This is a genomic window from Rehaibacterium terrae, from assembly GCF_014202935.1.
Lineage (GTDB): Bacteria > Pseudomonadota > Gammaproteobacteria > Xanthomonadales > Xanthomonadaceae > Rehaibacterium > Rehaibacterium terrae.
In genome coordinates, this window is sequence record NZ_JACHHX010000005.1 from 132,227 (window position 1) to 157,673 (window position 25,447).

General features: G+C 70.3%; 21 protein-coding genes and 1 tRNA gene. 6 read left to right on the forward strand and 16 right to left on the reverse strand.

Translation table 11 applies throughout. The annotated features are described in order from the left end of the window. Window positions 1-201: 201 nt before the first annotated feature. Window positions 202-307 (forward strand) — tRNA-OTHER (locus HNQ58_RS05080). A gap of 104 nt (window positions 308-411) precedes the next feature. Here HNQ58_RS05080 and recQ read toward each other — a convergent pair. Both recQ and HNQ58_RS05090 read right to left on the reverse strand, forming a co-directional pair. Continuing rightward, on the reverse strand, window positions 412-2,235 hold the full coding sequence (recQ, locus tag HNQ58_RS05085) for a DNA helicase RecQ (protein WP_183947710.1): 1,824 nt from the start codon (window positions 2,233-2,235) through the stop codon (window positions 412-414). Window positions 2,236-2,294: 59 nt separating this feature from the next. Beyond that, the gene (locus HNQ58_RS05090; protein WP_183947711.1) at window positions 2,295-2,762 is read right to left on the reverse strand and encodes a Dps family protein; all 468 of its coding nucleotides are present in this window, start codon (window positions 2,760-2,762) and stop codon (window positions 2,295-2,297) included. An 85-nt stretch (window positions 2,763-2,847) separates the two neighbouring features. On the opposite strand from HNQ58_RS05090, the gene hrpA reads away from it, so the two are divergent. After that, entirely contained in the window at window positions 2,848-6,744 is a 3,897-nt protein-coding gene (hrpA, locus tag HNQ58_RS05095) for an ATP-dependent RNA helicase HrpA (protein ID WP_425504154.1), read from the forward strand. A 19-nt stretch (window positions 6,745-6,763) separates the two neighbouring features. On the opposite strand, the gene HNQ58_RS05100 is transcribed toward hrpA, so the two are convergent. Further along, the gene (locus tag HNQ58_RS05100) at window positions 6,764-7,255 is read right to left on the reverse strand and encodes a hypothetical protein (protein WP_183947713.1); all 492 of its coding nucleotides are present in this window, start codon (window positions 7,253-7,255) and stop codon (window positions 6,764-6,766) included. 105 nt (window positions 7,256-7,360) lie between these two features. Here HNQ58_RS05100 and HNQ58_RS05105 point away from each other — a divergent pair, with 105 nt between their 5' ends. The 3 genes from HNQ58_RS05105 to HNQ58_RS05115 all read left to right on the forward strand — a co-directional run bounded on the left by HNQ58_RS05105 (window position 7,361) and on the right by HNQ58_RS05115 (window position 11,547). Next, window positions 7,361-9,481, forward strand: a complete 2,121-nt coding sequence (locus HNQ58_RS05105; RefSeq protein WP_183947763.1) for a RelA/SpoT family protein — start codon at window positions 7,361-7,363, stop codon at window positions 9,479-9,481. A gap of 206 nt (window positions 9,482-9,687) precedes the next feature. After that, window positions 9,688-11,280 carry a hypothetical protein gene (locus tag HNQ58_RS05110; RefSeq protein ID WP_183947714.1) on the forward strand — a complete coding sequence of 531 codons (1,593 nt, stop codon included), beginning with the start codon at window positions 9,688-9,690 and terminating at the stop codon, window positions 11,278-11,280. 87 nt (window positions 11,281-11,367) lie between these two features. Further along, entirely contained in the window at window positions 11,368-11,547 is a 180-nt protein-coding gene (locus tag HNQ58_RS05115; RefSeq protein WP_183947715.1) for a hypothetical protein, read from the forward strand. Between the two features lie 21 nt (window positions 11,548-11,568). On the opposite strand, the gene HNQ58_RS05120 is transcribed toward HNQ58_RS05115, so the two are convergent. The 10 genes from HNQ58_RS05120 to ccoN all read right to left on the reverse strand — a co-directional run bounded on the left by HNQ58_RS05120 (window position 11,569) and on the right by ccoN (window position 20,897). Further along, window positions 11,569-12,297 (reverse strand): sulfite exporter TauE/SafE family protein, encoded by a 729-nt coding sequence (locus tag HNQ58_RS05120; RefSeq protein ID WP_183947716.1) that lies wholly within the window; start codon window positions 12,295-12,297, stop codon window positions 11,569-11,571. An 88-nt stretch (window positions 12,298-12,385) separates the two neighbouring features. Beyond that, complete coding sequence (ccoS, locus tag HNQ58_RS05125; RefSeq protein ID WP_183947717.1) at window positions 12,386-12,556, reverse strand: cbb3-type cytochrome oxidase assembly protein CcoS; 171 nt, start codon at window positions 12,554-12,556, stop codon at window positions 12,386-12,388. Beyond that, a complete protein-coding gene (locus HNQ58_RS05130) occupies window positions 12,553-14,985 on the reverse strand; it encodes a heavy metal translocating P-type ATPase (RefSeq protein ID WP_183947718.1) in 2,433 nt (810 codons plus the stop codon). The genes ccoS and HNQ58_RS05130 overlap by 4 nt, the downstream gene beginning before the upstream one ends. Window positions 14,986-14,989: 4 nt before the next feature. Then, the gene (locus HNQ58_RS05135; RefSeq protein WP_183947719.1) at window positions 14,990-15,493 is read right to left on the reverse strand and encodes a FixH family protein; all 504 of its coding nucleotides are present in this window, start codon (window positions 15,491-15,493) and stop codon (window positions 14,990-14,992) included. A 3-nt stretch (window positions 15,494-15,496) separates the two neighbouring features. After that, window positions 15,497-17,038, reverse strand: a complete 1,542-nt coding sequence (locus HNQ58_RS05140; protein WP_183947720.1) for a 4Fe-4S dicluster domain-containing protein — start codon at window positions 17,036-17,038, stop codon at window positions 15,497-15,499. Between the two features lie 421 nt (window positions 17,039-17,459). Continuing rightward, on the reverse strand, window positions 17,460-17,759 hold the full coding sequence (locus tag HNQ58_RS05145) for a hypothetical protein (protein ID WP_183947721.1): 300 nt from the start codon (window positions 17,757-17,759) through the stop codon (window positions 17,460-17,462). Further along, on the reverse strand, window positions 17,756-18,667 hold the full coding sequence (gene ccoP / locus HNQ58_RS05150; protein ID WP_183947722.1) for a cytochrome-c oxidase, cbb3-type subunit III: 912 nt from the start codon (window positions 18,665-18,667) through the stop codon (window positions 17,756-17,758). The genes HNQ58_RS05145 and ccoP overlap by 4 nt, the downstream gene beginning before the upstream one ends. A 2-nt stretch (window positions 18,668-18,669) precedes the next feature. Beyond that, window positions 18,670-18,816 carry a cbb3-type cytochrome oxidase subunit 3 gene (locus tag HNQ58_RS05155; protein ID WP_221301152.1) on the reverse strand — a complete coding sequence of 49 codons (147 nt, stop codon included), beginning with the start codon at window positions 18,814-18,816 and terminating at the stop codon, window positions 18,670-18,672. 10 nt (window positions 18,817-18,826) lie between these two features. After that, window positions 18,827-19,435 (reverse strand): cytochrome-c oxidase, cbb3-type subunit II, encoded by a 609-nt coding sequence (gene ccoO / locus HNQ58_RS05160; RefSeq protein WP_183947723.1) that lies wholly within the window; start codon window positions 19,433-19,435, stop codon window positions 18,827-18,829. A gap of 13 nt (window positions 19,436-19,448) precedes the next feature. Further along, window positions 19,449-20,897 carry a cytochrome-c oxidase, cbb3-type subunit I gene (gene ccoN / locus HNQ58_RS05165; protein ID WP_183947724.1) on the reverse strand — a complete coding sequence of 483 codons (1,449 nt, stop codon included), beginning with the start codon at window positions 20,895-20,897 and terminating at the stop codon, window positions 19,449-19,451. 179 nt (window positions 20,898-21,076) lie between these two features. Here ccoN and HNQ58_RS05170 point away from each other — a divergent pair, with 179 nt between their 5' ends. Then, entirely contained in the window at window positions 21,077-22,318 is a 1,242-nt protein-coding gene (locus tag HNQ58_RS05170; RefSeq protein ID WP_183947725.1) for a DUF819 family protein, read from the forward strand. Between the two features lie 63 nt (window positions 22,319-22,381). On the opposite strand, the gene HNQ58_RS05175 is transcribed toward HNQ58_RS05170, so the two are convergent. The 3 genes from HNQ58_RS05175 to HNQ58_RS05185 are packed head-to-tail and all read right to left on the reverse strand — an operon-like array spanning window position 22,382 to window position 25,425. After that, the gene (locus tag HNQ58_RS05175; RefSeq protein ID WP_183947726.1) at window positions 22,382-23,371 is read right to left on the reverse strand and encodes a magnesium and cobalt transport protein CorA; all 990 of its coding nucleotides are present in this window, start codon (window positions 23,369-23,371) and stop codon (window positions 22,382-22,384) included. Window positions 23,372-23,408: 37 nt separating this feature from the next. Beyond that, window positions 23,409-24,581, reverse strand: coding sequence for a lipoprotein N-acyltransferase Lnb domain-containing protein (locus HNQ58_RS05180; protein WP_183947727.1), 1,173 nt, complete (start codon window positions 24,579-24,581; stop codon window positions 23,409-23,411). Next, window positions 24,574-25,425, reverse strand: a complete 852-nt coding sequence (locus HNQ58_RS05185) for a CorC family transporter (RefSeq protein WP_183947728.1) — start codon at window positions 25,423-25,425, stop codon at window positions 24,574-24,576. Before HNQ58_RS05185 ends, HNQ58_RS05180 begins: the two co-directional genes overlap by 8 nt. Window positions 25,426-25,447: the final 22 nt, after the last annotated feature.

The following is a 25,447-nucleotide window of genomic DNA, read 5'->3' on the forward strand; positions in this document are numbered from 1 at the left end:
CTACACGGCCCACCATCTTTCCCGGCAGTCGGTCTCGCAGGCTGGCTCAACCAGTGGGTCGCAGGTTCGAGTCCTACACGGCCCACCATCTTTCCCGGCAGTCGGTCTCGCAGGCTGGCTCAACCCGTTGGTCGCAGGTTCGGGTCCTGCGCGGCCCACCATCTTTCCCGGCAGCCGGTCTCGCGGGCTGGCTCAACCAGTGGGTCGCAGGTTCGGGTCCTGCGCGGCCCACCATCTTTCCCGGCAGCCGGTCTCGCAGGCTGGCTCAACCAGTGGGTCGCAGGTTCGAGTCCTGCGCGGCCCACCATCTTTCCCGGCAGTCGGTCTCGCGGGCTGGCTCAACCCGTTGGTCGCAGGTTCGGGTCCTGCGCGGCCCGCCATTCCCGTTCCGATTCGTTTTGGGCGTGCCGGTCACGCCGGGGTGCGTTCGGCTTCGTCCAGGGCCGCCAGGACCAGGTTGCCGTAGCGGGCGAGTTTGTTGCTGCCAATGCCGGCAATGCTGGCCAGTTCGGGCAGGCTGCGCGGGCGGAATTCGGCGATGGCGCGCAGGGTGGCGTCGTGGAAGATCACGTAGGCGGGAACGTTCTGTTCCTTCGCCAGCCGGGCGCGCAGTTCGCGCAGGTGTTCGAACACGGCGGCATCGGCGGGCGAGAGCGCGCTATCGCTGGCGGCGGTGGGGACGCTGCGCAGCCGTTCGCGCTCGCGTCGGCGGGTCGCCTCGCGGCGCAGGAGCAGGCGGCGTTCGCCGCGCAGCACGGGGCGGCTGTCGGGCGTCAGACGCAGGCCACTGTGGCCGTCGGCATCCACGGCCAGCAGCCCGGCGGCGACCAGTTGCCGGAAGATGCTGCGCCAGTGTCGCGCATCGAGGTCGGCGCCGATGCCGAAGGTGCTCAGGCGGTCGTGGCCGAGTTCGCGGATGCGTGGGTGGTCGGCGCCGCGCAGGATGTCGATCAGGTGGGCGACGCCGTAGCGCTGGCCGCTGCGGTAGACGCAGCTCAAGGCTTTCTGCGCGGCAACGGTGGCATCCCAGGTGTCGGGCGGGCTCAGGCAGTTGTCGCAGTTGCCGCACGGTTGCGGGTAGTCCTCGCCGAAGCCGGCCAGCAGCAACTGCCGCCGGCAGCGGGTCGATTCGCAGTAGCCGAGCAGGGCGTCGAGCTTGCGCCGCTCCACGCGCTTGCGCTCCTCGCCGGCCTCGGAGGACTCGATCATCTGCTTGAGCATCACCACGTCGCCCAGCCCGTAGCACAGCCAGGCCTCGGCCGGCGCGCCGTCGCGGCCGGCGCGGCCGGTTTCCTGGTAGTAGCCTTCCATCGACTTGGGCAGGTCCATGTGCGCGACGAAGCGCACATCCGGTTTGTCGATGCCCATGCCGAAGGCGATGGTGGCGACCATGACGATGCCGTCCTCACGCAGGAACCGGCGCTGATGCTCCGCGCGCTTCGCCGCGTCCATGCCGGCGTGGTAGGGCAGGGCGGCAATGCCGTGCGCTTCGAGGTAGGCGGCGGTTTCTTCGACCTTGCGCCGCGAGAGGCAATAGACGATGCCTGCTTCGCCGCGATGACCGTCGAGGAAGTCCAGCAGCTGGCGGCGGCTGTTGTCCTTCTGCACCACGCGGTAGCGGATGTTCGGGCGGTCGAAGGAGCTGACGAAGTGGCGCGCCTGCTCCAGATCGAGCCGCTCGGCGATCTCGCGCCGGGTCGGCGGGTCGGCGGTGGCGGTGAGTGCGATGCGCGGCACCTGTGGCCAGCGTTCGTGCAGCAGGTTGAGCTGACGGTATTCGGGCCGGAAGTCATGGCCCCACTGCGACACGCAGTGCGCCTCGTCGATGGCGAACAGGGCGATCGCGCTGCGTCCGAGCAGGTCGAGGAAACGCGGAGTCAGCAGGCGCTCGGGGGCGACATAGAGCAGGTCGAGCTCGCCGGCAAGCAACTGCCGTTCAATCGCTGCCGCCGAGGCGGCGTCGAGCGAAGAGTTGAGAAAGGCCGCGCGCACGCCAAGCTGAGCCAGGGCCTCGACCTGGTCCTGCATCAGCGCGATCAGCGGCGAGATGACGATGCCGGTGCCGTTGCGCAGCAGCGCCGGGATCTGGTAGCACAGCGACTTGCCGCCGCCGGTGGGCATCAGCACCAGCGCATCGCCGCCGGCGACGACATGTTCGACGATGGCCTGTTGCGGGCCGCGGAAGGCGTCGTAGCCGAACACGCGGCGAAGGAGGTCCAGGGGCGATGGCGACATGCGCGGCAGGTTAGCAGAGCGGCATCCCGCCATCGGCCCCCGTCACCAGCGGGCCGTGCTCACTCCAGCAGCGAGCGCAGCATCCACGCCGTCTTCTCGTGCAGTTGCATGCGCTGGGTCAGCAGGTCGGCGGTGGGTTCGTCGCCGGCGGCCTCGGCCGTCGGGAAGACCTTGCGCGCGGTCTTCACCACCGCCTCGTGGCCTTCGACCAGTTGCTTCACCATCTCCTTCCAGTCCGGTACGCCTTCTTCCTCCTTGATCGAGGACAGCCTGGCGTACTGGCTGTAGGTGCCCGGGGCGGGGAAGCCCAGCGCGCGGATGCGCTCGGCGATGTCGTCCACGGCCACGGCCAGTTCGGTGTACTGCGTCTCGAACATGGTGTGCAGTGTGTTGAACATCGGACCGGTGACGTTCCAGTGGAAGTTGTGGGTCTTCAGGTACAGCGTGTAGGTGTCGGCCAGCAGGTGCGACAGCCCGTCGGCGATCTTCTTGCGATCCTTCTGGCCGATGCCGATGTCGATCTTCATCGATAGTGCTCCTTCCGTTTGGGCCGATACGGTTAAGCTACGCCCCCCGCGCGTGGATGTGAAATGGAGATGCTCTTTCGCATCGATAGCCGCGATCTATCGTGAAACCCCGCCCGTGACACTGCCCGGCCGCCCCCGCGACGCCCTCCGCCACGCGCTGTCCCGCGACCAGGGGCGGCTGCGGCGGCTGCTGTCGGCTTGGGAAAAGGCGCCCGGCGACGGGAAGGCGAAAGCGGCTTTCGAATCCGCGCTGGCCGCCTCGCGGGCTGCGTATGCGCAGCGCGCGGCCTCGGCACCCAGGCCCACGTTGGACGAATCGCTGCCAGTCGCGCGCGAGGCCGACACCATCGTGCGCCTGATCCGCGAGCATCCGGTGGTCGTGATCGCCGGCGAGACCGGCTCGGGCAAGACCACGCAACTGCCGAAGCTGTGCCTGGCGGCCGGCCGCGGCATCGCCGGCATGATCGGCTGCACCCAGCCGCGCCGGATCGCCGCCCGCGCGGTGGCGCGGCGGGTGGCCGAAGAGCTGGGCGTGGAGTTCGGCGGCGCGGTCGGCTACCAGGTGCGCTTCACCGAGCAGGTCTCCGAGCGCACCCACATCAAGTTCATGACCGACGGCATCCTGCTGGCGGAGATCCAGTCCGACCGCTTCCTGTCGGCCTACGACACCATCATCGTCGACGAGGCGCACGAGCGCAGCCTCAACATCGACTTCCTGCTCGGTTATCTCAAGCAACTGCTGCGCAAGCGTCGCGACCTGAAGGTGATCGTCACCTCGGCGACCATCGACACCGAACGTTTCGCCAGGCACTTCGGCGATGCGCCGGTGGTGAGCGTCGAGGGGCGCAGTTACCCGGTGCAGACACGTTACCGGCCGCTGGAAGGCGAGGGCGAGGACTGCGGCGAGCGCACCGTCAACGAAGCCATCGTCGCCGCCGTGGACGAAATCACCCGCGAGGACCCACACGGCGACGTGCTGGTGTTCCTGCCCGGCGAGCGTGAGATCCGTGATGCGCATCAGGCGCTGGAGCGGCGAAAGTACCGGCAGACCGAGGTGCTGCCGCTGTACGCTCGACTGTCGGCGCGCGATCAGGATCGCGTGTTCAACCCCGGTCCCAAGCGTCGGCTGGTGCTGGCGACCAACGTCGCCGAGACATCGCTGACGGTGCCGCGGATCCGCTACGTGGTCGATCCAGGGTTGGCGCGGGTCAAGCGCTACAGTCCACGCGGCAAGCTCGACCGCCTGCACATCGAGCCGATCTCGCAGGCCAGCGCCGACCAGCGCAAGGGTCGCTGCGGCCGCGTGGCGGCGGGGGTGTGCTATCGCCTGTACAGCGAGGCGGACTTTCTGTCGCGGCCACGCTACACCGACCCGGAGATCCTGCGCGCCAGCCTGGCCGGCGTGATCCTACGCATGCTCGCGCTGGGCCTGGGGCGGGTGGAGGATTTTCCCTTCCTCGATCCACCCGATCCACGCGCCGTCGCCGATGGCTGGCAGCAGCTCGCCGAACTCGGCGCGGTGGACAAGGACCGTCGGCTCACGCCCACCGGGCGGCAGATGGCGCGGCTGCCGGTCGACCCCAAGCTGGCGCGGATGCTGATCGCTGCCGCGCAGCATGGGGCACTGCGCGAGATGACGGTGATCACCGCCTTCCTCGGCATCCAGGACCCGCGCGAGCGTCCGGCCGACGCGCGCCAGGCCGCCGACCAGGCGCATGCCGAATTCGCCGATCCCAGGAGCGAGTTCGTCGGCGTGCTCAAGCTGTGGGACGCCTATCGCGCGGCGCATGAGGAACTCACCCAGGCAAGGCTGCGCGACTGGTGCGGCAAACGCTTCCTGAGTTTCCTGCGCATGCGCGAATGGCGTGAGCTGCACCGGCAGTTGCTGCTGCTGTGCACCGAGCTGGGGTGGGCGCTCAACGCCGAGCCCGCCGGGTATGGCGCGCTGCACCGCTGCCTGATCGCCGGCCTGCCCGGACAGCTCGGCCACAAGGCCGACAAGGGCTTGTACGACGGCCCGCGCGGGCGCAAGTTCCAGCTCTTTCCCGGTTCGGCGCTGGCGTCGAAACCGCCGCCGTGGGTGCTGTCGGCGACGATTCTCGACACCCAGAAGGTGTGGGGCCTGATGAACGCCGCAATCGAACCGGACTGGGCGATCGCCGAGCTGCCGCATCTGCTGGCGCGAAAACATTTCGATCCGCACTGGTCGCGCGCGCAGGGGCGGGTGGTCGGCTTCGAGCAGATCAGCCTGTTCGGGCTGGTGTTGGCGCCGAAGCGGCCGGTGCATTACGGCGGCCTGTATCCGGTCGAGGCGCGCGAGATCTTCGTCCGCGAAGGTCTGGTGCGCGGCGAGGTCAACACCCGCGCCGCCTTCCTGCCGCGCAACCTGCAGACGCTGGCGAAGGCGCGCGAGGAGGAGGCCAAGCTGCGTCGGGCTGGCCTGGTTGCCGACGAAGACTGGCAGGCGCAGTGGTATCTGGATCGCCTCCCGGCCGAGGTCAACAGCGTGGTCGCGCTGGAAAAGTGGTATCGCACGCTGCCGGTCGACAAGAAGAAATCGCTGGAGTGGTCGCTGGCCGAGCTGCTGCCGGGCGAGGGCGGCGAGGCCGAGCGATTCCCGAAGTACCTGCCGTTGGGGGAGGCGCGGTTGCGGCTGCATTACCGCTTCGAGCCCGGTGCGGCCGACGACGGCGTGACACTGGACGTGCCGCTGCACCTGCTCAACGCGGTCGACGCCGCGCGCCTGTCATGGCTGGTGCCGGGCCTGATCGAGGACAAGGCCGCGGCGCTGATCCGCGGTCTGCCCAAGGTGCTGCGGCGCAACTTCGTGCCGGCGCCGGAATTCGCCCGCGCCTTCCGTGAGGCCCACCCGAAGCCGAGTGCAGATGCGATCGCCGGCGAGCTGGCGCGCTTCCTGAGGCAGGCGACCGGCGTGGAGGTCGCCGCCAGTGACTTCGACGAGGCCGCGCTGGAGCCGCACCTGCGCATGAACCTGCGGCTGGTGACGCAGGACGGCAAGCTGCTGGCCGAGTCGCGCGATCTGGACGAATTGAGGCAGCGCTTCGGCCAGCGCGCCGAGCACGCCTTCGCCGCCCGCGCCGGCGAGCGGCTGGCGGCGGAGGGCCTGCGCGAATTCCCGGCCGAGCCGATCCCGGAAAGCGTGCCCGGCGAAGCCGGCGTGCCGGCGTTCCCGGCGCTGGTGGATACCGGCGAGGCCGCTGCGCTGCGCGTGTTCGCCGACCGCGCCAAGGCCGATGCCGAGCATCCGCGCGGTGTCCGCCGGCTGCTGGAGATCGCGCTCGCCGACCGCATCCGGCAGGCGCGCAAGCAATTGCCGGTCTCACCCAAGACCGGCCTGCTGTACGCCGCCATCGAATCGACCGAACGGCTGCGCGCAGATCTGGTCGATGCCGCGCTCGATGCGCTGCTCGCCGATGGCCTGCAGTCGATCCGCGACCGCGCCGTGTTCGCGCAGCGTCGCGACGACATCGGCAAGCGCCTGTTCGGCGAGGCGATGGAGCGCCTGAAGCTGGCCGAGGCGATCCTCGCCGCGGTCGCCGAGCTGCGGCCGAAGCTGGAGTCGCCGCTGATGGGCTGGGCGCGCGGCAACCTCGACGACCTGCGCGCCCAGCTCGACGACCTGGTGCATGCGGGCTTCCTGCGCGAGACCCCGGCCGAGGCACTGGCGCAATACCCGCGCTACCTCAAGGCGATGATGCTGCGCGCCGAGCGCGCCAAGCTGGACCCGGCACGCGACCAGGCGCGGATGCTGGAGATCAAGCCGTTCGTCGACGCGCTGGCGCGCGCGCGCGCCGCCGGCGCGCTGGCGCAGCCGGACTGGCAGGCATTGCGCTGGGAGCTGGAAGAACTGCGGGTGTCGCTGTTCGCCCAGGAGCTGGGCACGCGCGGGCCGGTGTCGGTCAAGCGGCTGGCGAAGCGGCTGGAAGTGCTGGCTGCCACCGATGGCAGGGCATGGCCCTGATGCCGTGACGACGGATGGTTCAGCGGATCCGTTTGACGCGGACGCGGGCGTTGTAGCCATCGACCGAGAGGAACCAGGCATTCATGAAGCCCGGGCTGATCCGCACCACCGGATCATGCAGCCGTACCGCAAGACGGGCGGCGGGGTCGGTGGATTGCCAGACCTGCCCGTTCTCCAGCTCGAATACGGTATTGGTGCCGTCCCAGCCGCGGAACTCGCCGAGAATGCGCGAAACGATCGGCCCGGCGCTGGCACCACTGTCGATGAGGCCACGGCGGTCGACCTCGGGAGCCAGGCCCTGGGTCGCCTGCGCAGCCGTACGCTGACCATGGGCATCGAGTTCGCGCCGCAGCCAGGCATTGAGCGCAGCCAGCTCCTCGGGGCTGAGCTTGTCCAGCCCTGCCGCCTTGAACTCGGCACCCGTCATGCGTTCCTCGAGGGAGGAGAATTCCTGCGCCGGCAGGGCCGCGGCAGGCAGGAGAAGGGCGGCAAGCAGGGCGATTCGACGCATCGTGGGTAGTCCTTAGGCGGTTTCGGGCTAGTGTAAACCGAACGCTCACGTCTATAACTAGCGCACAGGTCCACCCCGACGCCCGTGAAACGCTCCCGCCCCGACATGCCGGCCCTGGCCGAGTGGCTGGCTTCCGCTGCCGCTGCCGCACTGACGCCCGGGCAGCGCGAGGCATTGCGCCAGTGGGCGGAGGACGGCCCACCGACGCAGGCCGAGGCCGAGCTGGTCGAAACCCTGGCGCTGTTGGCGCCGCTCGGCGCCGACGGCGAGGTGCTGGCGGCGACGATCCTGCACGACCTGCCGGCGCTGCGTGAGCGCGCCGGGGCGGCCCTGGCCGAAGTCTTCCCGGGCATGTCCGGCCTGCTCGAAGGCCAGCAGGCGGCCGAGCAGGTCTGGAGCCTGCACGGCGGCAAGAGCGCCGCCGGCAATGCCGAGGGCCTGCGCCGGTTGCTGCTGGCGATCATCCGCGACCTGCGGGTGATCCTGATCCTGCTCGCCCGCCAGCTGGTCAGGCTGCGTCATGCCGATACCCTGCCGGAGCCGCAGCGGCTCGCGCTGGCGCGCCTGACCGCCGACATCCATGCCCCGCTCGCCAACCGGCTCGGCATCTGGCAGCTGAAGTGGGAGCTGGAGGATCTGGCCTTCCGCTACCTGCAGCCGGACACCTACAAGCGCATCGCCAGACTGCTCGACGAGAAACGCGCCGATCGCGAGGCCTTCATCGAGGACTGCAAGGCACGCATCCGCGCGGCGCTGGCCGAGGCCGGCATCGCCGCCGAAGTGGCCGGCCGGCCCAAGCACATCTTCAGCATCTGGAAGAAGATGCAGCGCAAGGACGTGCCGTTCGGCGAGCTGTACGACGTGCGCGCGGTGCGCATCCTGGTCGACGACATCACCGCCTGCTACGCCGCGCTCGGCGTGGTGCACTCGCTGTGGACGCCGATTCCGTCGGAGTTCGACGACTACATCGCCAAGCCCAAGGGCAACGATTACCGCTCGCTGCATACCGCCGTGGTCGGGCCACAGGGCAAGACGCTGGAGGTGCAGATCCGCACCCACGAGATGCACCAGCACGCCGAGCTGGGCGTGGCCGCGCACTGGCGCTACAAGGAGGGCGGCAGCGCCGCGGCCGGCTTCGAGCGCAAGATCGCCTGGATGCGCAAGCTGCTCGAAGGCCGCGAGGGCGAGGAGGACAGCGCCCTGCTGGCCGGCCTGCGCAGCGACCTGATCGAGGACCGCGTCTACCTGCTCACCCCGCGTGGCGAGGTGATCGACCTGCCGCGCGGCGGCACCGTGCTCGACTTCGCCTACCACGTGCACACCGAGGTCGGGCATCGCTGCCGCGGCGCCAAGGTCAACGGCCGGATCGTGCCGCTGAACTTCCAGCCCAAGAGCGGCGATCGCGTCGAGATCCTCACCGGCAAGGTGCCCGAGCCGCGCCGCGACTGGCTGGTGGCGGCCAACGGCTTTCTCGCCAGCGCGCGTTCGCGCGACAAGGTGCGCAGCTGGTTCCACAAGCTCGACCGCGCCCGCAACGAGCATGCAGGCCGCGAACTGCTGGAGAAGGAGCTCAAGCGGCTGGCCCTGCACCAGGCCGACCTGCAGGCGGTGCTGCCGAAGTTCCGCCTCGACAGGGTCGAGGACCTCTACGTGGCGGTGGCGCTGGGCGATGTCGGCCCCAGCCAGGTCGCGCGCGCCCTGCACGAGGCGCAGCACGAGGCCGCCGCGCCGACGCCGGCGCAGGACATCGTCAGCCCGCGGGCGCGCCCGCCGCGGCCGTCCGACCGTTTCACCGTCGAGGGCGTGGGCAACCTGCTCACGCAGCTGGCGCGCTGCTGCCAGCCGGTGGCCGGCGACGCCATCGTCGGTTACCTCACCCGCGGCCGTGGCGTCAGCATCCACCGCGAGGGCTGTCCCGCGCTGGGACGCCTGGCCGCGCGTCATCCCGAGCGCATCCTGCCGGTGGAGTGGGGACGGCGCGGCGCGGCCAGCTACAGTGTCGACGTGCTGGTGCGCGGCGTCGACCGCAAGTGGCTGCTCAAGGACCTGACCAACGCGATCGCCCAAGGCGGCGCGCACGTGCTCGGCGTCCACAGCCGTGTCGACGATGGGCGCGGCATCGCCGAGGTGCGTTTCACGCTCAAGGTCGCCGACTTCGAGCAGCTCGGCCAGCTGCTCGGCAAGCTGAATGGCATCCCCGGCGTGCACGAGGCCCGCCGCACCTAGGGAACCTCTGAACAAGTTCAGAGGTTCCGCGCGCCAAGGATGGCGCGCCCGTGGATCAAGCGCGCAAGTGCTTGATCCGGCGGAGCCGAGTCCGGACATGCGCCGGACTCGGCGAGTCTGGGCAAGTCCAGGATGGACTTGTTCAGACCTTCCCTGATGAATGCGGCGCGCTATCCTGCACGGATGACGCCAACCGCCGAGCACGCATGAATTCCCGCCGCGAGCCGACTTTCGGGCCGCCGCCGTCCGAAGCGCCCGACCCCGACACCATCCGCGCCGACTTTCGTCCCCGTCGCCCGCCGCCACCGCCGCCGCGGCCACTGTGGCCGTGGCTGCTGGGGCTGGGCCTGCTGGTCGGCGTGGGTGGCGGCGTCTACCTGTTCCGCGAGTCCCTTGCCGACCGGCTGCTGCCGAGCACCCGTCATGCGCAACTGATGGAAGAGGCCGCCGTCGCGCTGGCCGAAGGCCGGCTGAGCGCCGCCGACGGCCGTGGTGCGCGCGAGCTGTATACCGCCGTGCTGGCGCTCAATCCCGACCACGCGCAGGCGCGCGAGGGCCTGCGTCGGGTCGCACAGGCCGCGCTGGCACAGGCGCGCGCCCGGCTGGACGCCGGCGACCGCGAAGGCGCCCGCGAAATGCTGGCGCTGGCGCGCACGCTGGCGGTGCCTGCGCCCGAGCTGGCGCCGGTGGAGAACGAGCTGCGCCGGCTCGAATCCGAGGAGAGCGAACTGGGCCGCCTGTTGAGCGCCGCCGACGACGCGCGCCGCGCCGGCCGTCTCGACGGTGGCGCCGACAGCGCCCTGGCCCTGTACCGGCAGGCACTGGCCGCCGCGCCAGACAGTGCCATCGCCCGCGCCGGCCTGCAGGCGGTGCTCGCCGACCTGCTGCGCACGGCCGCCGAGCGCCTCGACGCCGGCGACCAGGACGGTGCGCTGATGCTGGTCCAGCGCGTCGAGGCCATCGACGCCGCCCACCTCGACCTGCCACCGCTCAAGGCGCGGCTGAGCGAATTCCAGGCCGGGCAGGGCCAGCACCGCTCCGAAGCCCTGGCCGCCGCCGACGCCGCCCGCCGCGAGGGCCGATTGAGCGAGGCGCGCGACGGCTACCGCGCCATCCTCGCCGTCGAGCCCGAGGACAACCGCGCCCGCCAGGGGCTGGAACAGGTCGCCGCCGCACTCGCCCAGCAGGCGGTCCGCGCCGCTGCCGATTTCGACTTCGAGACCGCCGAGGCGCGGCTGGTCGAGGCGCGCGAGATCGCGCCCGGCCACCCCGCCATCCGCGATGCCGAGGCGCGCCTGCTGCAGGCGCGCGCCCGCGCGTCCACGGTCGAGGAGGCCCCGCTGGCCTCGTCGCCGCAAGTGCTGCGTCTGCTGGAGGAGGCCGAGCGCGCCGCCGCCGCGCGGCGCTTCGTCGACCCGCCCGGCGACAGCGCCTGGGACATCCTGCGCAACGCGCGCGCGCTGGCGCCCAACGACGAGCGCATCTACGCCGCCATGGAGGCGCTGGTGCCGCGCGCGCGCCGCTGCGTCGAGGACGACATGGCCGCCAACCGGCTCAGTCAGGCCGGGGAGTGCCTCGAAGCCATCGTGGCGATGAACCCCAACGAGCCGACCCTGCCCGAGTTGCGTCGCCGCCTCGCCGAGCGCTGGATCGGCCGGGCCGAGGAGCGCCTGGGCGCCGGCGAGCTCGGCGAGGCCGAGCGCGCATATCGCGCCGCGCAAGGCATCGAACCCAACCATGCGGGCCTGCCCGCGCTGGCGGCCCGTATCGAGCAGGCGCGGCTGGCGCGGCCGCGCTGACCGTCTCGGGCTTGCCGCTTGACCTGAGGGTCGGGCTGCGGGAAGGTGGATCGGCCGCCGCCGGGCGGCGCGGCCGTCGGAGGGGAGATGGCGAACGGGCATCAGGGCGATGGCGGTTACCGCGGGCCGGAGCGGCGCACCGGCAAGGAGCGGCGGCAGACGCCGGACCGGCGCGAGGAAATCCGCTGGGAGCCGACCAAGACCAACCGCCGCAGCGGCAAGGATCGCCGCAAGGCCAGTCGCTGGGACGACACCACGATCCGCTGAGGGATCCGCCGAGGCCGGCACTCAGCCCGGCAGCGTGCGGCAGCCCAGCGCCTCCAGCCAGGCATGCAGGGCCGGCACCTGCGCCAGCCACGGCGCGGCCAGCGTGAGCAGGCCGGCGGACAGCACCAGCGTGGCCGCGGCGGTCCGGGCCGCCGGCCGGGCCAGCCAGCGTGCGGCGCGGGCCCCGCTCCAGGTCAGCGGGATCATCGTCGGCAAGGTGCCGAGGCCGAAGGCCGCCATCACCAGCCCGCCCTGCAGCGCGTCGGCACTGAGCCAGGCAGCGAACAGCAGGGTGGTGCTCAGGCCGCAGGGCAGCCAGCCCCAGAGCAGGCCGAGCGTGACCCGGCGCGGTGTGGTGTTGGCCGGCAGCAGGCGGCGCTGCAGCGGCGCCAGCCGTGTCCACAGCGCGGCGCCGGGGCGCGCGAGGAAGGCCAGCCGCCCGCGCCGGTCGAGCAGGCGCAGCGCGACCAGCACCAGCACCACGCCCACGCCCATCCGCATCGTCAGCATCAGCGATTCGGCCTGTGCCAGTCGCAGTGCGCCGGCGCCGATGCCGGCCACCAGCGCGCCGGCCAGTGCATAGCCGAGGATGCGGCCGAGGTTGGATTCGACCGCGGTGCGCAGCGGCGCCTGGCCGCCGCTGCCCAGCGCCACGCCGGCAGCGACGCCGCCGCACATCGCCACGCAGTGCACGCCGCCGAGCAGGCCGGTGAGGAAGGCGGCGGTGACGGTCAGCCAGTCGATGGGCATTCGGGGAGTCAGGAAACAGTGGAGAGGAGTGAGAAACGAGGTGGAGCGGATCCGCTTGCGTGCAGGGTCGGTGGCACGCCCTGCTCCCTCACTTCCGCTTTCCCGTCTGGCGCCCTTCGTCCCGCTCTTCCGCCAGGATGTCCAGCCCCGGCGTCTCCAGATCGTCGAACTGGCCGCGGCGAACCGCCCAGATGAAGGCCCAGACCGCCGCCCCCAGCAGGAGCAGGCTGATCGGGACGAGTACGAGCAGAATGGTCATGGCGCCATCATCGCATCGCCGGCGGCCGCGGTGGCACGCGCCTCTGCTGTCCCCGCCTCTGGGCGGGCCGGGAACGGCAGCCGTGCCAGCCGCAGCGCGTTGGCGGTGACCAGCAGCGAGGAACCGGCCATGCCCAGCGCCGCCAGCCACGGCGTCACCCAGCCGAGCGCGGCGAAGGGCAGGGCGATGATGTTGTAGGCCAGCGCCCAGGCCAGGTTCTGGCGGATCACCGCGCGCGTGCGCCGCGCCAGCGCGACGGTCTGCGGCAGGCGCAGCAGCGACTCGCCGGTCAGCACCAGGTCGGCGCTGCGGTGCGCCAGCGGCGCGCCGCCGGCCATCGCCAGCGAGACGTCGGCGCCGGCCAGCACCGGGGCATCATTGATGCCGTCGCCGACCATGGCCACCACATGGCCGTCGGCCTGCAGGCTGCGCACGAAGGCGAGCTTGTCCTCGGGCGACAGCCGGGCATGGTGCTGCGGGATGCCGAGCGCACCGGCCAGCAGGCCGACCGCGATCACGCCGTCGCCGCTGAGCACCGTTGGCGACAGGCCGAGCGACTTCAGCGCCGCCACCGCCTCGACGGCATCGGCGCGCGGCCGGTCCTCGATCACGAAGCGTGCCAGCGCATGCGTGCCGTCGCCGAGCCAGATCATGCCGTCGTCGAAGCGGCTGGCGGCGAAATCGGCGCGACCGAGACGGTAGCACCGGCCGTCGACAAGTCCCTGGATGCCTTGGCCGGGCGCGGCCCGGACTTCGTCGGCCACCGGGGCGGCCTCGCCGGCGAAGGCGCGCGCGAGCGGATGGCCGGCATCGCGTTCCAGCGCGGCGGCGATGCGGCGTGCCTGTGCAGCATCCATGCCGGCGAAGGTCTCGACGTGGCGCAGGCTGGGGCGTCCTTCGGTGAGCGTGCCGGTCTTGTCCAGCACCAGCGTGTCGGCACGGGCCAGCGTGTCGAGGGCGTCCGGCCGCAGCGCGAGCACGCCGATCCGCGCCAGCGCACCGTGCGAGACGCCGAGCGCGGTCGGGATCGCCAGCGACAGTGCGCAGGGGCAGCTGATCACCAGCACCGCCAGCATCACCTCGAAGGCACGCTCGGGGGCGAGATGCCACCACACCGCGAACACGACCGCGGCGGTGGCGAACAGCGACACGACGAAGCGCGAGGCCAGCGCGTCGGCGGCCTGCGCCAGCCTGGGGCGCTGCGCCTGCGCCTGCTCGACCAGCCGCACCAGATGCGACAGGCGGGTGTCCTGGCCGGTGCGGGTCACGCGCATCCGCACCGGCGCGTTGCGGCAGGTGCTGCCGGCATAGACCGGCTCGCCGGCGCGCTTGGCGACCGGACGCGATTCGCCGGTAAGCAGGGATTCGTCGAATTCGCCGTCGTCGCACAACACGCCGTCGGTGGGTACTTGCTCGCCGACGCCGACCCGGACGGTGTCGCCGGCGGTCAGCGCGGCCAGCGGCACCTGCTCGCGGCGGCCGTCGTCGCCGATCCGCCAGGCCAGTGCCGGCCGGGCGCGCGCCAGTGTGTCGACCGCGGCATTGGCACGCTGCCGGGCGAGCGCCTCGATGGCGCGCGCGGCCAGCAACAGGAACACGAACATCACTGCCGCGTCGATCCAGACGTGCGGACCGCCGCGCAGCGTTTCGATGAGGCTGGCGAGGTAGGCCAGCAGCACCGAGGTCGCCACCAGCGTGTCCATGCCGAGCCGGCGCAGGCGCAGCTCGCGCGCCATGCCGGCAAGGAACGGCCAGCCCGAGTAGAACACCACCGGCGTGGCCAGCAGGAACGCGATCCAGCGGAAGAAGTCGCGCGTGGCCGCCGGCATCTGGTTGTCGAAATCCAGATACAGCGCCTCGGCGAACATCATCGCCTGCAGCATGCCCAACCCGGCGACGCCCAGCCGGATCAGCAGGGTGCGCCGTTCGCGGCGGCGCTCGCGCTCCAGCGCCTCGCCGGGTGCCAGGTGCGGGCGGTAGCCGAGCCGCGCCAGTGCCTGCAGCACGCGCGAGAGCGGCGTGGTGTCGGGGTCCCAGGCGACGATCAGGCGACCGGTGACCGCATTGGCCTGCACGTCGCGCACGCCGTCCACACGGCGCAGGGCGCGGTCGATCAGCCAGGCGCAGGCGGCGCAGCGCATGCCTTCGACCAGCACGGTGATCTCGCGTCCGCCGATCGCCTCGCGGCTGTGTTCGGCGAGGATGTCGGCGCGATCCCAGGCGGCGAAGTCGTCGGCCTCGGCGTCGACGCGGCGCCCGTCGGCCTGTCGCAGGCGGTAGTAGTCGTCGAGGCCGGCGTCGCGTATCCACGCGGCGGCGGTGCCGCAGCCATGGCAGCAGACCGCGCGCGGCGCGCCGTCGAGCGTGACCGTCGGCGCGTCGGCGGGCAGCGGCTCGCCGCAGTGGAAGCAGCCGCCTTCGCGCGCCATCGGCTCAGTCCGTCAGAGCCGGGTGCAGGCGTGCCCGGGTGGCGCCGGCCGGCAGGCGCGCGATCAGCCGCCAGTCGCCGCTTTCGGGCGTCAGCACCAGCTTCCAGTCGTGGCTACGGTCGGCGGTGAAGCGGCCGAGGAATGCGTCGTCCTGTCGCAGCAGCGGCAGCGCTTCGTCGGCCGCGGCGGCCGTCGGGTGCACGGCGCTCAGGTGCAGGCGCGCCGGAATGCCGGCATCGCCCTCCAGCGTCACGCGCACCGCGCCGGTGTCGGCGTCGAGATCGAGCCGGGCGCTGAGGCCGAGCTCGAGCGCGCGCTGGTCGGCGGCCAGGTCGGCGATCTGCACCTGCGCGGTGCGGCGCACCGATTCGGGGACGGCATCGGCGCCGCCGGCGCGCACGGCGATGGCGACGGTGGACAGCCCGGCGATCACGGCCGACAGCGGAAAGGCGAGCATCAGCCAGACCATCGGCTCACGGTACCAGGGACGGGAAACGGTTGCGTTCATGGCTCACATCGGTCCGAAGAAGCGGGTGTCATGGGTGCTGCGCACCGCGGGGTCGTCGAGGCTTTCGACCACGATGCGCACGTCGTGGCGGCCGGCGACCCGGCTCGGCTCGCCGCGCAGGGTGACCGGCACGGTCAGCACCTCCTCGGCGGCGGCGTGGATTTCGATCGGCGCGCCGACCAGGGTGATCGCCCCCTCGCCCTCGACGGCGATTCGGTAGGTGTGCGCGCGCGGCTGCTTGTTGATGATGCGCAGGGTGTAGGCGTTCTCCACCGCGCCGTCGGCGGCGGTGCGGTACAGCGCGTTGCGGTCGCGCAACACGTCCACCTGCAGCGGCGCACGATTGAGCACGCCCCAGGTCCAGCCAGTGAAGAGCGCGAGCAGAAGTACGCCATAGATCACCACCCGCGGACGCAGGATCCGGCTGGGCTTGCCATCGACGGCGTTCTGGGTGGTGTAGCGGATCAGCCCGCGCGGGTAGGAAAGCCTGTCCATCACCCCGTCGCAGGCATCGATGCAGGCACCGCAGGCGATGCACTCGTACTGCAGGCCGTTGCGGATGTCGATGCCGGTCGGGCAGACCTGCACGCAGAGCGTGCAGTCGATGCAGTCGCCGAGATCCTCGGGGCTGTTGACGGTCGGCCGCTGGTCCTCGGGCAAATCGATCAGGCCGGTCGTGATGCGCGCGCCACCGCGTTCCATTTCCTCATGGGCGGCATGGACCTGCGCCGCCCGCGCCGCGGCTGGCGGCAGCAGCCCGCGCGCACGCTCCAGCACGCTCGCCAGACTGCCGCGCTTGCGTGCGCCACGTGGCTCGCCGCGGCGCTCGTCGTAGGCGATCAGCAGCGTGTTGCGGTCGAACATCGCGCTCTGGAAGCGCGCGTAGGGGCACATGTACTTGCAGACCTGCTCGCGCAGGAAGCCGGCGTTGCCCCAGGTGGCCAGGGCGTAGAACAGCACCCAGAAGGTTTCCCAGCCGCCCCACTCGAACGGGTACAGGCGTGCACCGAGATCACGGATGGGGGTGAAGAAGCCGACGAAGGTGAAGCCGGTCCACAACGCGAACAGCACCCAGGCGACATGCTTGCCGCCGCGGCGCAGGATTTTTTCGCGGTGCCACGGCGAGGCGTCGAGCTTGATGCGTTTGTGGCGGTCACCCTCGAAGAAACGCTCGATCCAGACGAACACTTCCGTCCACACGGTCTGCGGGCAGGCGTAGCCGCACCACAGGCGGCCGGCGAGGGCGGTGAAGAAGAACAGGCTCAGCCCCGCCATGATCAGCAGCAGGGCCAGGAAGAAGAAATCCTGCGGCCAGAAGTTGAGCCCGAAGAGGTAGAACTTGCGCGCCGGCAGGTCGAACAGCACGGCCTGCCGCCCGTCCCAGGTCAGCCACGGGAACAGGTAGTACATGCCCAGTAGCCACCACACCGCCGCGGTGCGCAGGCGGGTGAAACGGCCGTTGACCTCGCGTGGGTGGATCTTCGCCTCGGAGACGTACATCGAGCCCGAGTCGTCCACCTGCTGCAGGGGAATTCGCTTGCTCATGCGTCGTATGCCCGCGAGCATTCGCGGAGATTGCTTTCAGGCGGGCAGGAGCCCGCCCGCTCTTCCGGGGCCCCTGAGCGGCGGCGGGCGCGCGGAGGAAAAGTCCGAAGGATCGCCGGCAGGGATGCCGGCGACGTTTGCGCCGGCACAGGATGTGCCGTCGCAAACGCCCGCAGCGCGACCGCGCACCCTTTGGGCAGGAAGCCCAAAGGGCGCCGATCCGGGGTGCCCTTTCTTTTGGTTACCTTTTCTTTGGGCAAGCAAAGAAAAGTAACCCGGCCGCCGGCAGGCGGACGGAACAGCCGGCCCGAAGGGCCGGCCAGATCGCGAATACCTTCAAGTGAAGAGCAACACCACCCCCATCCCAACCCTTGCGGCGTGGAAGCAGCGTTGGCGCAGCAGGCGGACATCGATGCGTCGCTCACTCCCGCTCCGGCGGCAGCGGCCGGTTGTAGCGGCTGGCCGGCCGCAGCAGGATCCAGGTGAAGGTCGAGGACGAGACCGTGCACAGCCAGAACATGAAGAAGCCGATCGTGTAGCCGGCGCCGCGGCTGATCTCCAGGTCGGGGAAGGTCAGGTCGCGCAGCGCCAGCGGGTCGACGAAGGCGAAGAACACCGTCGTCGCCACGCCGGCGGCGAAGAAGCTCGGCCACAGGATCGCCCCGAGCCGCTGCGCGAGCGGCCGGGGTGGGTGATCGAAACCGGCGCCGCGCGGGCTCATTGCGCCGCGCCCGCCTCGGCCGGCTGGTTGCGCGCGTACACCCAGGCGGCGACCAGACGGGCGCGGGTCTCGCCCAGAATGTCCTTGTGCGCCGGCATCTGGCCATTGCGGCCGTTGACGATGGCGGTGCGGATGCTGTCGAAGTCGCCGCCGTACAGCCAGACGTTGTCGGTCAGGTCAGGCGCTCCCAGCATTGGGTTGCCCTTGCCTTCGACACCGTGGCAGGCCGCGCAGACCATCTCGAAGCGCGGCTTGCCGGCGCTGGCCAGCGCCGGATCGACGCGCTGGCCGCTCAGCGACTGCACATACACCGCCACTTCGGTGACTGCCTGCTCGCTGCCGAGCACGGCGGCGAACGGCGGCATCACCGCCTGGCGGCCGTGCAGGATGGTCTGCAGGATCGTTTCCGGCTCGCCGCCCCACTGCCAGTTGCCGTCGACCAGGTTCGGGAAGCCCTTGGCGCCGCGTGCGTCCGAACCGTGGCAGGTGGCGCAGAAGTTGCCGTAGATGCTCTGGCCGAGCCGGATCGCTTCCGGATCGCGTGCGATTTCGTCGATCGGGCGGCCCTCGAAGCGGGCGAACAGCGGGGCGAGCTTCTCCTGTGCGGCGGCGACGTGGGCGTCGTGCTCGCCGGCCGAGGTCCAGCCGCTGGTGCCGGCGAAGTTGCCCAGGCCCGGGTACCAGATCAGGTAACCGATGCTGAAGACGATGGTCAGGTAGAACAGGTTGATCCACCACTTCGGCAGCGGCTTGTTGTATTCGCGCAGATCGCCGTCCCAGACATGGCCGGTGGTGTCTTCGGGTTGCTCGCCCTTGCGGCGCTTGGAGGTCAGCCACAGCAGCCAGACGCAGCCGGCGATGTTGACTACGACCAGGACGATGATGAACCAGGACCAGAAGGCGCTCATGGTCACTCCTTGGTTTCTTCTTCAAGGGGCAGCCTGGAGGCCGCCTCGAAATCGGGTTTGCGCTTGCTGCTCCAGGCCCAGATCCAGCCGCCGATGAAGGCGGCGAGCAGGACGGCGGTGATCAGCCCATTGACGATGCCGGTGTTCATGGCGTGTTCCTCACTGTGTCCGCGGGCCGTGCCTGCCCAGGCTCTGCAGGTAGGCGATCAGTGCGTCCATCTCGGTCTTGCCGGCCACGGCGGCCGCCGCGCCATCGATGTCCTCGTCGGTGTAGGGGTCGCCGAGGCGGCGAAGGACGCGCATCCTGGCGACGACCTCGCCGGCATCGATCTGGCGCCGCTCAAGCCACGGGTAGCCGGGCATGTTCGACTCGGGCACCACGTCTCGCGGGTTGATCAGGTGCACCCGGTGCCAGTCGTCCGAATAGCGGCCGCCGACACGGGCCAGATCCGGGCCGGTGCGCTTGGAGCCCCACTGGAACGGCCGGTCGTAGACCGATTCGCCGGCCAGCGAATAGTGGCCGTAGCGCTCGGTCTCGAAGCGCAGGGTGCGGATCATCTGCGAGTGGCAGTTGTAGCAGCCCTCGCGCACGTACACGTCGCGTCCGGCCAGTTCCAGCGGCGGGTAGGGCTTGACGCCCGGCAACGGCTTGACCGCCTCGGCCTGGTACATCAGCGGCACGATCTCGGCGAGGCCGCCGAAGGAGATCACCACCGCGATCAGGATGGCCATCAGGCCGACATTCTTCTCGATCTTCTCGTGACTCATGTCCGTGTCCTCCTCAGGCATGGGCCGCGTCGGCGACCGGCTCGACCAGCGGGGAGTCGGCGGTGTCCCGCGCCATCTGGAAGGTCTTCCAGACGTTCCAGGCCATCACGCACATGCCGCCGAGCACCAGCACGCCACCAAGGAAGCGCACCAGGTAGTAGGGATAGGTGGCGACCAGCGACTCGACGAAGGTGTAGGTCAGCGTCCCGTCGGCGTTGGTGGCGCGCCACATCAGGCCCTGCATCACGCCGGCGATCCACATCGAGGCGATGTAGAAGACCACGCCGATGGTGTGCACCCAGAAGTGGATGTCGATCAGCCTGGTGCTGTACATCTCCTTCAGCCCGAGCACGCGCGGGTAGATCATGTACAGCGCGCCGATGCTGATCATCGCCACCCAGCCGAGCGCGCCGGAGTGCACGTGGCCGATGGTCCAGTCGGTGTAGTGGCTGAGCGAGTTGACCGTCTTGATCGACATCATCGGCCCCTCGAAGGTCGACATGCCGTAGAAGCTCAGCGAGACGATCAGGAACTTGATGATCGGATCGGTGCGCAGTTTGTGCCATGCACCCGAGAGGGTCATCATGCCGTTGATCATGCCGCCCCAGCTCGGCGCCAGGAGGATCAGCGAGAACACCATGCCGAGCGACTGCGCCCAGTCCGGCAGCGCGGTGTACTGCAGGTGGTGCGGGCCGGCCCACATGTAGATCGCGATCAGCGCCCAGAAGTGCACGATCGACAGGCGGTAGGAGTAGATCGGGCGGCCGACCTGCTTGGGCACGTAGTAGTACATGATCCCGAGGAAACCGGCGGTCAGGAAGAAGCCCACCGCGTTGTGCCCGTACCACCACTGCACCATCGCATCGACCGCGCCGGTGTAGACCTGGTAGGACTTGGTCAGCGTCACCGGCAGCGCCAGGTTGTTGACGATGTGCAGCATCGCCACCGCGATGATGAAGGCGCCGAAGAACCAGTTGGCCACGTAGATGTGCTTGACCCGGCGTTTGGCGATGGTGCCGAAGAACAGCACGCCGTAAGCCACCCAGACCGCCGTGATCAGCAGGTCGATCGGCCACTCCAGCTCGGCGTACTCCTTGCTCTGGGTGATGCCCAGCGGCAGCGTGATCGCCGCCAGCACGATCACCAGCTGCCAGCCCCAGAACACGAAGGACGCCAGCCTGTCCGAGATCAGCCGGGCATGGCTGGTGCGCTGCACCACATGCAGGCTGGTGGCGAACAGCGCCGAGCCGCCGAAGGCGAAGATCACCGCATTGGTATGCAGCGGCCTCAGGCGGCCGTAGCTGAGCCACGGAATGTCGAAATTCAGCGCCGGCCAGTACAGCTGGGCGGCGATGAACACGCCGACCGCCATGCCGACGATGCCCCAGACCAGGGTCATCACCGCGAACTGGCGGACCACCTTGTCGTTGTAAGTCTCGTGTTGCAGCGCTTGGGAGGCCATGTCCCCATTTCTCCGGATGGCTTTGCGCGGCAATTCTCGGGGCGCGGGGTCGGGGGACGGTTGACTTGGATCAAGTGCGAGCGGCCGGCTTTGGTGCCGCCGCCCCGATCGCGGCTTCCGCGCTCCGTCGGCGATGGCCCCGTCCCCTTGCCTGCCGGTCCGTGCTAGCGTGCCCGGCCATGACATCCACGCCCTTGATCACCAACGACGCCGTCGTTCTCGGCCTGCTGGCCGTCACCCTGGGTCTGGTGTTCTGGACCGGCACCGGTCCGACACCGTTCTGGCGCCGCTTCTACGCGATCGTGCCGGGGCTGCTGCTGTGCTACTTCATCCCGGCGCTGTACAACACCTTCGGGCTGATCGACGGCGAGTCCTCCGGGCTGTACCCGATGGCGCGCGACTACCTGCTGCCGAGCGCACTGGTGCTGCTCACCGTCTCGGTCGACATCAGGGCGATCCTGCGGCTGGGGCCGAAGGCGCTGATCATGTTCCTGACCGGCACCGCCTCGGTGATGCTGGGTGCGGTGCTGGCGTTCCTGGTCCTGCGCGGGCTGGCGCCGGAGGTGGTGGCCGGCGAAGTCTGGCGCGGGCTGACCACGGTGGCCGGCAGCTGGATCGGCGGCGGCGCCAACCAGGCGGCGATGCGCGAGGTGTTCGAGGTCGACATGAACGTGTTCGGCCAGTTCGTTGCCGTCGACATCCTGGTGTCGAGCCTGTGGCTGGCGCTGATCCTGTTCCTGGCGCCGCGCGCGGCCGCCTTCGACCGCTGGACCGGTGCCGATACCCGCGCCATCGATGAGCTCAAGCGCCGGGTCGAGGCCTACCAGGCCGAGCATACCCGGGTCGCCAGCCTGCCCGACCTGATGGTGATCCTCGCCATCGCCCTCGGCGCGACCGGGCTGGCGCATGCGCTGACCGACCTGATCCTCGCCGGCATCGCCACGCTGCCCGCCGAATGGAACCTGGCGGATTACAGCCTGACCTCGCGCTTCTTCTGGGTGGTGGTGCTGGCGACCACCTTCGGCCTGCTGCTCAGCTTCACCCGCGCCCGCCGCTACGAGGGTGCCGGCGCCTCTAAGGTCGGCGCGGCGATGCTGTACGTGCTGATCGCCACCATCGGCATGCACATGGATCTGGGCGCACTGCGCGACGTGCCGGGCCTGTTCGCGCTGGCGGCGGTCTGGCTGCTGATCCACGGCGTGCTGATGTTCGCCGTGGCCAAACTGATCCGCGCGCCGCTGTTCTTCCTCGCCATCGGCTCGGAGGCCAACATCGGCGGCGCCGCCTCGGCGCCGGTGGTCGCCAGCGCCTTCCACCCGGCGCTGGCGCCGGTGGGGGTGCTGCTGGCAGTGCTGGGCTACGTGCTCGGCACCTACTGCGCCTACCTGGTCGGCCTGGCGCTGCAGGCGCTGGCGGGGTGAGCGAAGGAAAACAACGGCACGCACGGCGTGCGTGCTTTGGCTCTTGCCGCCTTCCCGCGTCCCCTACAGCCAGCGCGCCCGTTTGAGCAGGCGGTAGAGCAGGCCGGCCGAAAGCACGGTGACGCCGGTGACGACGTAATAGCTGTAGTCGCCGGCCAGCTCGGGCATGTGCTCGAAGTTCATGCCGTACCAGCTCGCGATCAGCGTCGGTACCGCCACCAGCGCCGCCCAGCCGGCCAGGCGCTTGACCACCTCGCCCTGGCCGACGGTGACCAGCGAGAGGTTGACCGTCATTGCCGCGGTCACCATCTCGCGCAGGGTGTCGATGGCCTCGTTGACGCGCAGGGCGTGATCGAACACGTCGCGGAAATGCAGGCGCATCTCCTCGCGCACCAGGGTCGGGTGCAGGTGCACGAGCTGGCCGAGGATGTCCTGCAGCGGCGCCACCGCCAGCCGCATCTTGGTCAGCTCGTACTTGAGCCGGTACAGGCGCTGGATGGTTTCGCGGCGGAAGGTCTCGGCGAAGATCGCCTGCTCCAGTTCGTTCAGCTCGTCCTGGAACTCGCGCACGATCGGCTGCAGGTTGTCGACGACGTAGTCGAGCACCGCGTACAGCGCGTAGCTTGGCCCCAGCCGCAACAGTTCGGGATGCTGCTCGCAACGGGCGCGCGCCGGCGCGTAGGTGAGCGAGGCGCCGTGGCGCACGGTCACCAGGTAGCGCTTGCCGAGGAAGACATGGGTTTCGCCGAAGCGGATGCTGCCGTCGACCAGTTGCGCGGTGTGCAGGGCGATGAACAGCGAGTCGCCGTAGGCCTCGATCTTGGGCCGCTGGTGGGCATGGTGGGCGTCCTCGACGGCCAGCTCGTGCAGCCCGAACTCCGCCTGGATCTGCGCCAGCAGCGGCTCGTCCGGCTCGTACAGGCCGACCCAGACGAAGCCGTCCCGCTCCCGGGCGAGGAACTCGCCGATGCCCGCCACCGGCAATTCGCGACGGCTGCCATCGGCCGGATAGGCGACGCAGTTGACGATGCCGGCTGCCTGGATTGCGCTCATGGCGGCATCTTCACCGTGCCGCCCGGAGCCGGCAAGCTCAGCCGCGGCGCCGCAGCGCCCAGGCGAGGGCGGCGTGCAGCGGCAGCATCAGCGCGATCCAGTCGGCATTGTCCTGCAGCCGGAACGGGAGGAAGCGCAGGAACAACGCCAGGCCGGCGCCGAGCAGCACCAGCATCAGCAGCCGGTGGAAGCTCCTCGCCGGCTCGCGCCCGCGCCACAGTGCCCGCGCGCCCGGCAACAGGGCCAGGCACAGCGGGTTGAACAGCAGCAGGTTCTCGTTCCCCCAGGCGGCGACGTGGTCGGTCAGCAGCCACAGCGCCAGCAGGCCGAGACCGGTCACGCCGCACAGCGCCCAGAGGCCGGCGGCGATGCCGGCCAGCGCGCGCGGCGTGCGCCGGCCCAGCCAGAGCAGACCGATGGCGAGCGTCAGCCCGAGCAGGGCGTAGCGGGCGCGCCATTGCGGCGGTTCGTCCCAGGCCGGCGGCAGGCGGTGCACGAGCAGCGTGTCCTCGCCAGTGACCAGGGGGCGGCCGTCCGGCAGGCGCACCTCGCGCACCGCCTCGCGCAGGCGCATCGGCACGAAGGATTCCTCCCAGCGCGACAGCGGCCGGTCGGCGTAGGGGCCGAGGCCGATGTGCATTCCGAAGCCCATCCACGGCAGCGGCATGCCCAGGCGCAGCGATTCCATGCGGTAGGTCAGCCCGCGCGAGCGACCGCTGAGCTGCGTCTGCAACAGGCCGCCGAGCGCGTCGTCGAGCGCATCGCGCACCTTGGTCGAGCAATTGGCGGTGAAGTAGTCGTAGCGGTAGACGGCGTTCTCGGGGCGTGCATTCCAGGCCAGGAAGTCGGCCAGGTCGCGCGCGGCGGCGTCCTCGATCGCCAGCCACTGCAGCGTGACGCCGCGCCCGGCCCGGGCGTAGTAGGCCAGGTCCTGCGAGAACGGCAGTGCCACCAGCCGGTAGCGCATGTCGCCCTTGAGGAAGCGCAGCAGGAAGCCGGGCTCGTCGAAGTCGAAGTAGCCGTAGTTGTAGAGCGTGGGCTCGTTGCCGTCGCCTTCGTCGACCAGGATGGCGTTGTGGCCGAAGCGCGACCAGTACTCTTCGCCCGGCTCCATCGTCACCAGGCCGATGCGCGGTGCCGCCGCCGCGCCGGCGACGAGCAACATCCACAGCAGGAACAAGGCGGCCAGGCCGCGGCCGCGCTCAGTCATCGTCCTGCAGGCTCACGACGAAGCTGTGCACGCGGCGGCGGTCGCTGCGTGCGACGCGGAAATGGAATCGGCCCAGGGTCAGCTCCTCGCCGGCTTCCGGCAGGTGGCCGATGGCCGAGGTCACCAGCCCGCCGACGGTGTCGTAGTCGTCGTCGGGGAAGTCGGCACCGAAGCGCTCGTTGAAGTCGGCGATCGGCGTCAGCGCGTCGACCACATACTGGCCGTCGGTCTGGGCGACGATCTGGCTGTTCTCGCCTTCGGCCTCGTCATGCTCGTCGTCGATCTCGCCGACGATCTGCTCGAGCACGTCCTCGATGGTGACCAGGCCGGCGACGCCGCCGTATTCGTCGACCACGATCGCCATGTGATTGCGCGAGAGGCGGAACTCCTTGAGCAGCACGTTCAGTCGCTTGGACTCGGGAATCAGTACCGCCGGCCGCAGCAGCGGGCGCACCGAGGTCGGCGGATTGGCGCCGGCCAGGCCCTTGAGCAGGTCCTTGGCGAGCAGGATGCCCAGGATCTCGTCGCGGTCCTCGCCGTGCACGGGGAAACGCGAGTGGCCGCTCTCGACCACGATGTGCAGCACCTCGGAGAGCGGCGCATCGGCGGGAATGGACACCATCTGCGCACGTGGCACCATCACGTCGCCGACCTGCTGTTCGGACACGGCCAGCGCGCCTTCCAGCATCTTCAGGGTGTCGGCGGTGAGCAGGCCGTTGGCCTGGGCTTCCCGGAGGATCTCGAGCAGGTCCTCGCGGCTGCGGGGTTCGCCGGAGAAGGCGGCGCTCAGGCGGTCGAGCCAGGAGCGGCGCTCCGGCGGGCTACTACTGGGGTCCTCGGACATGGATCTTCGACAGGCGCCCGCG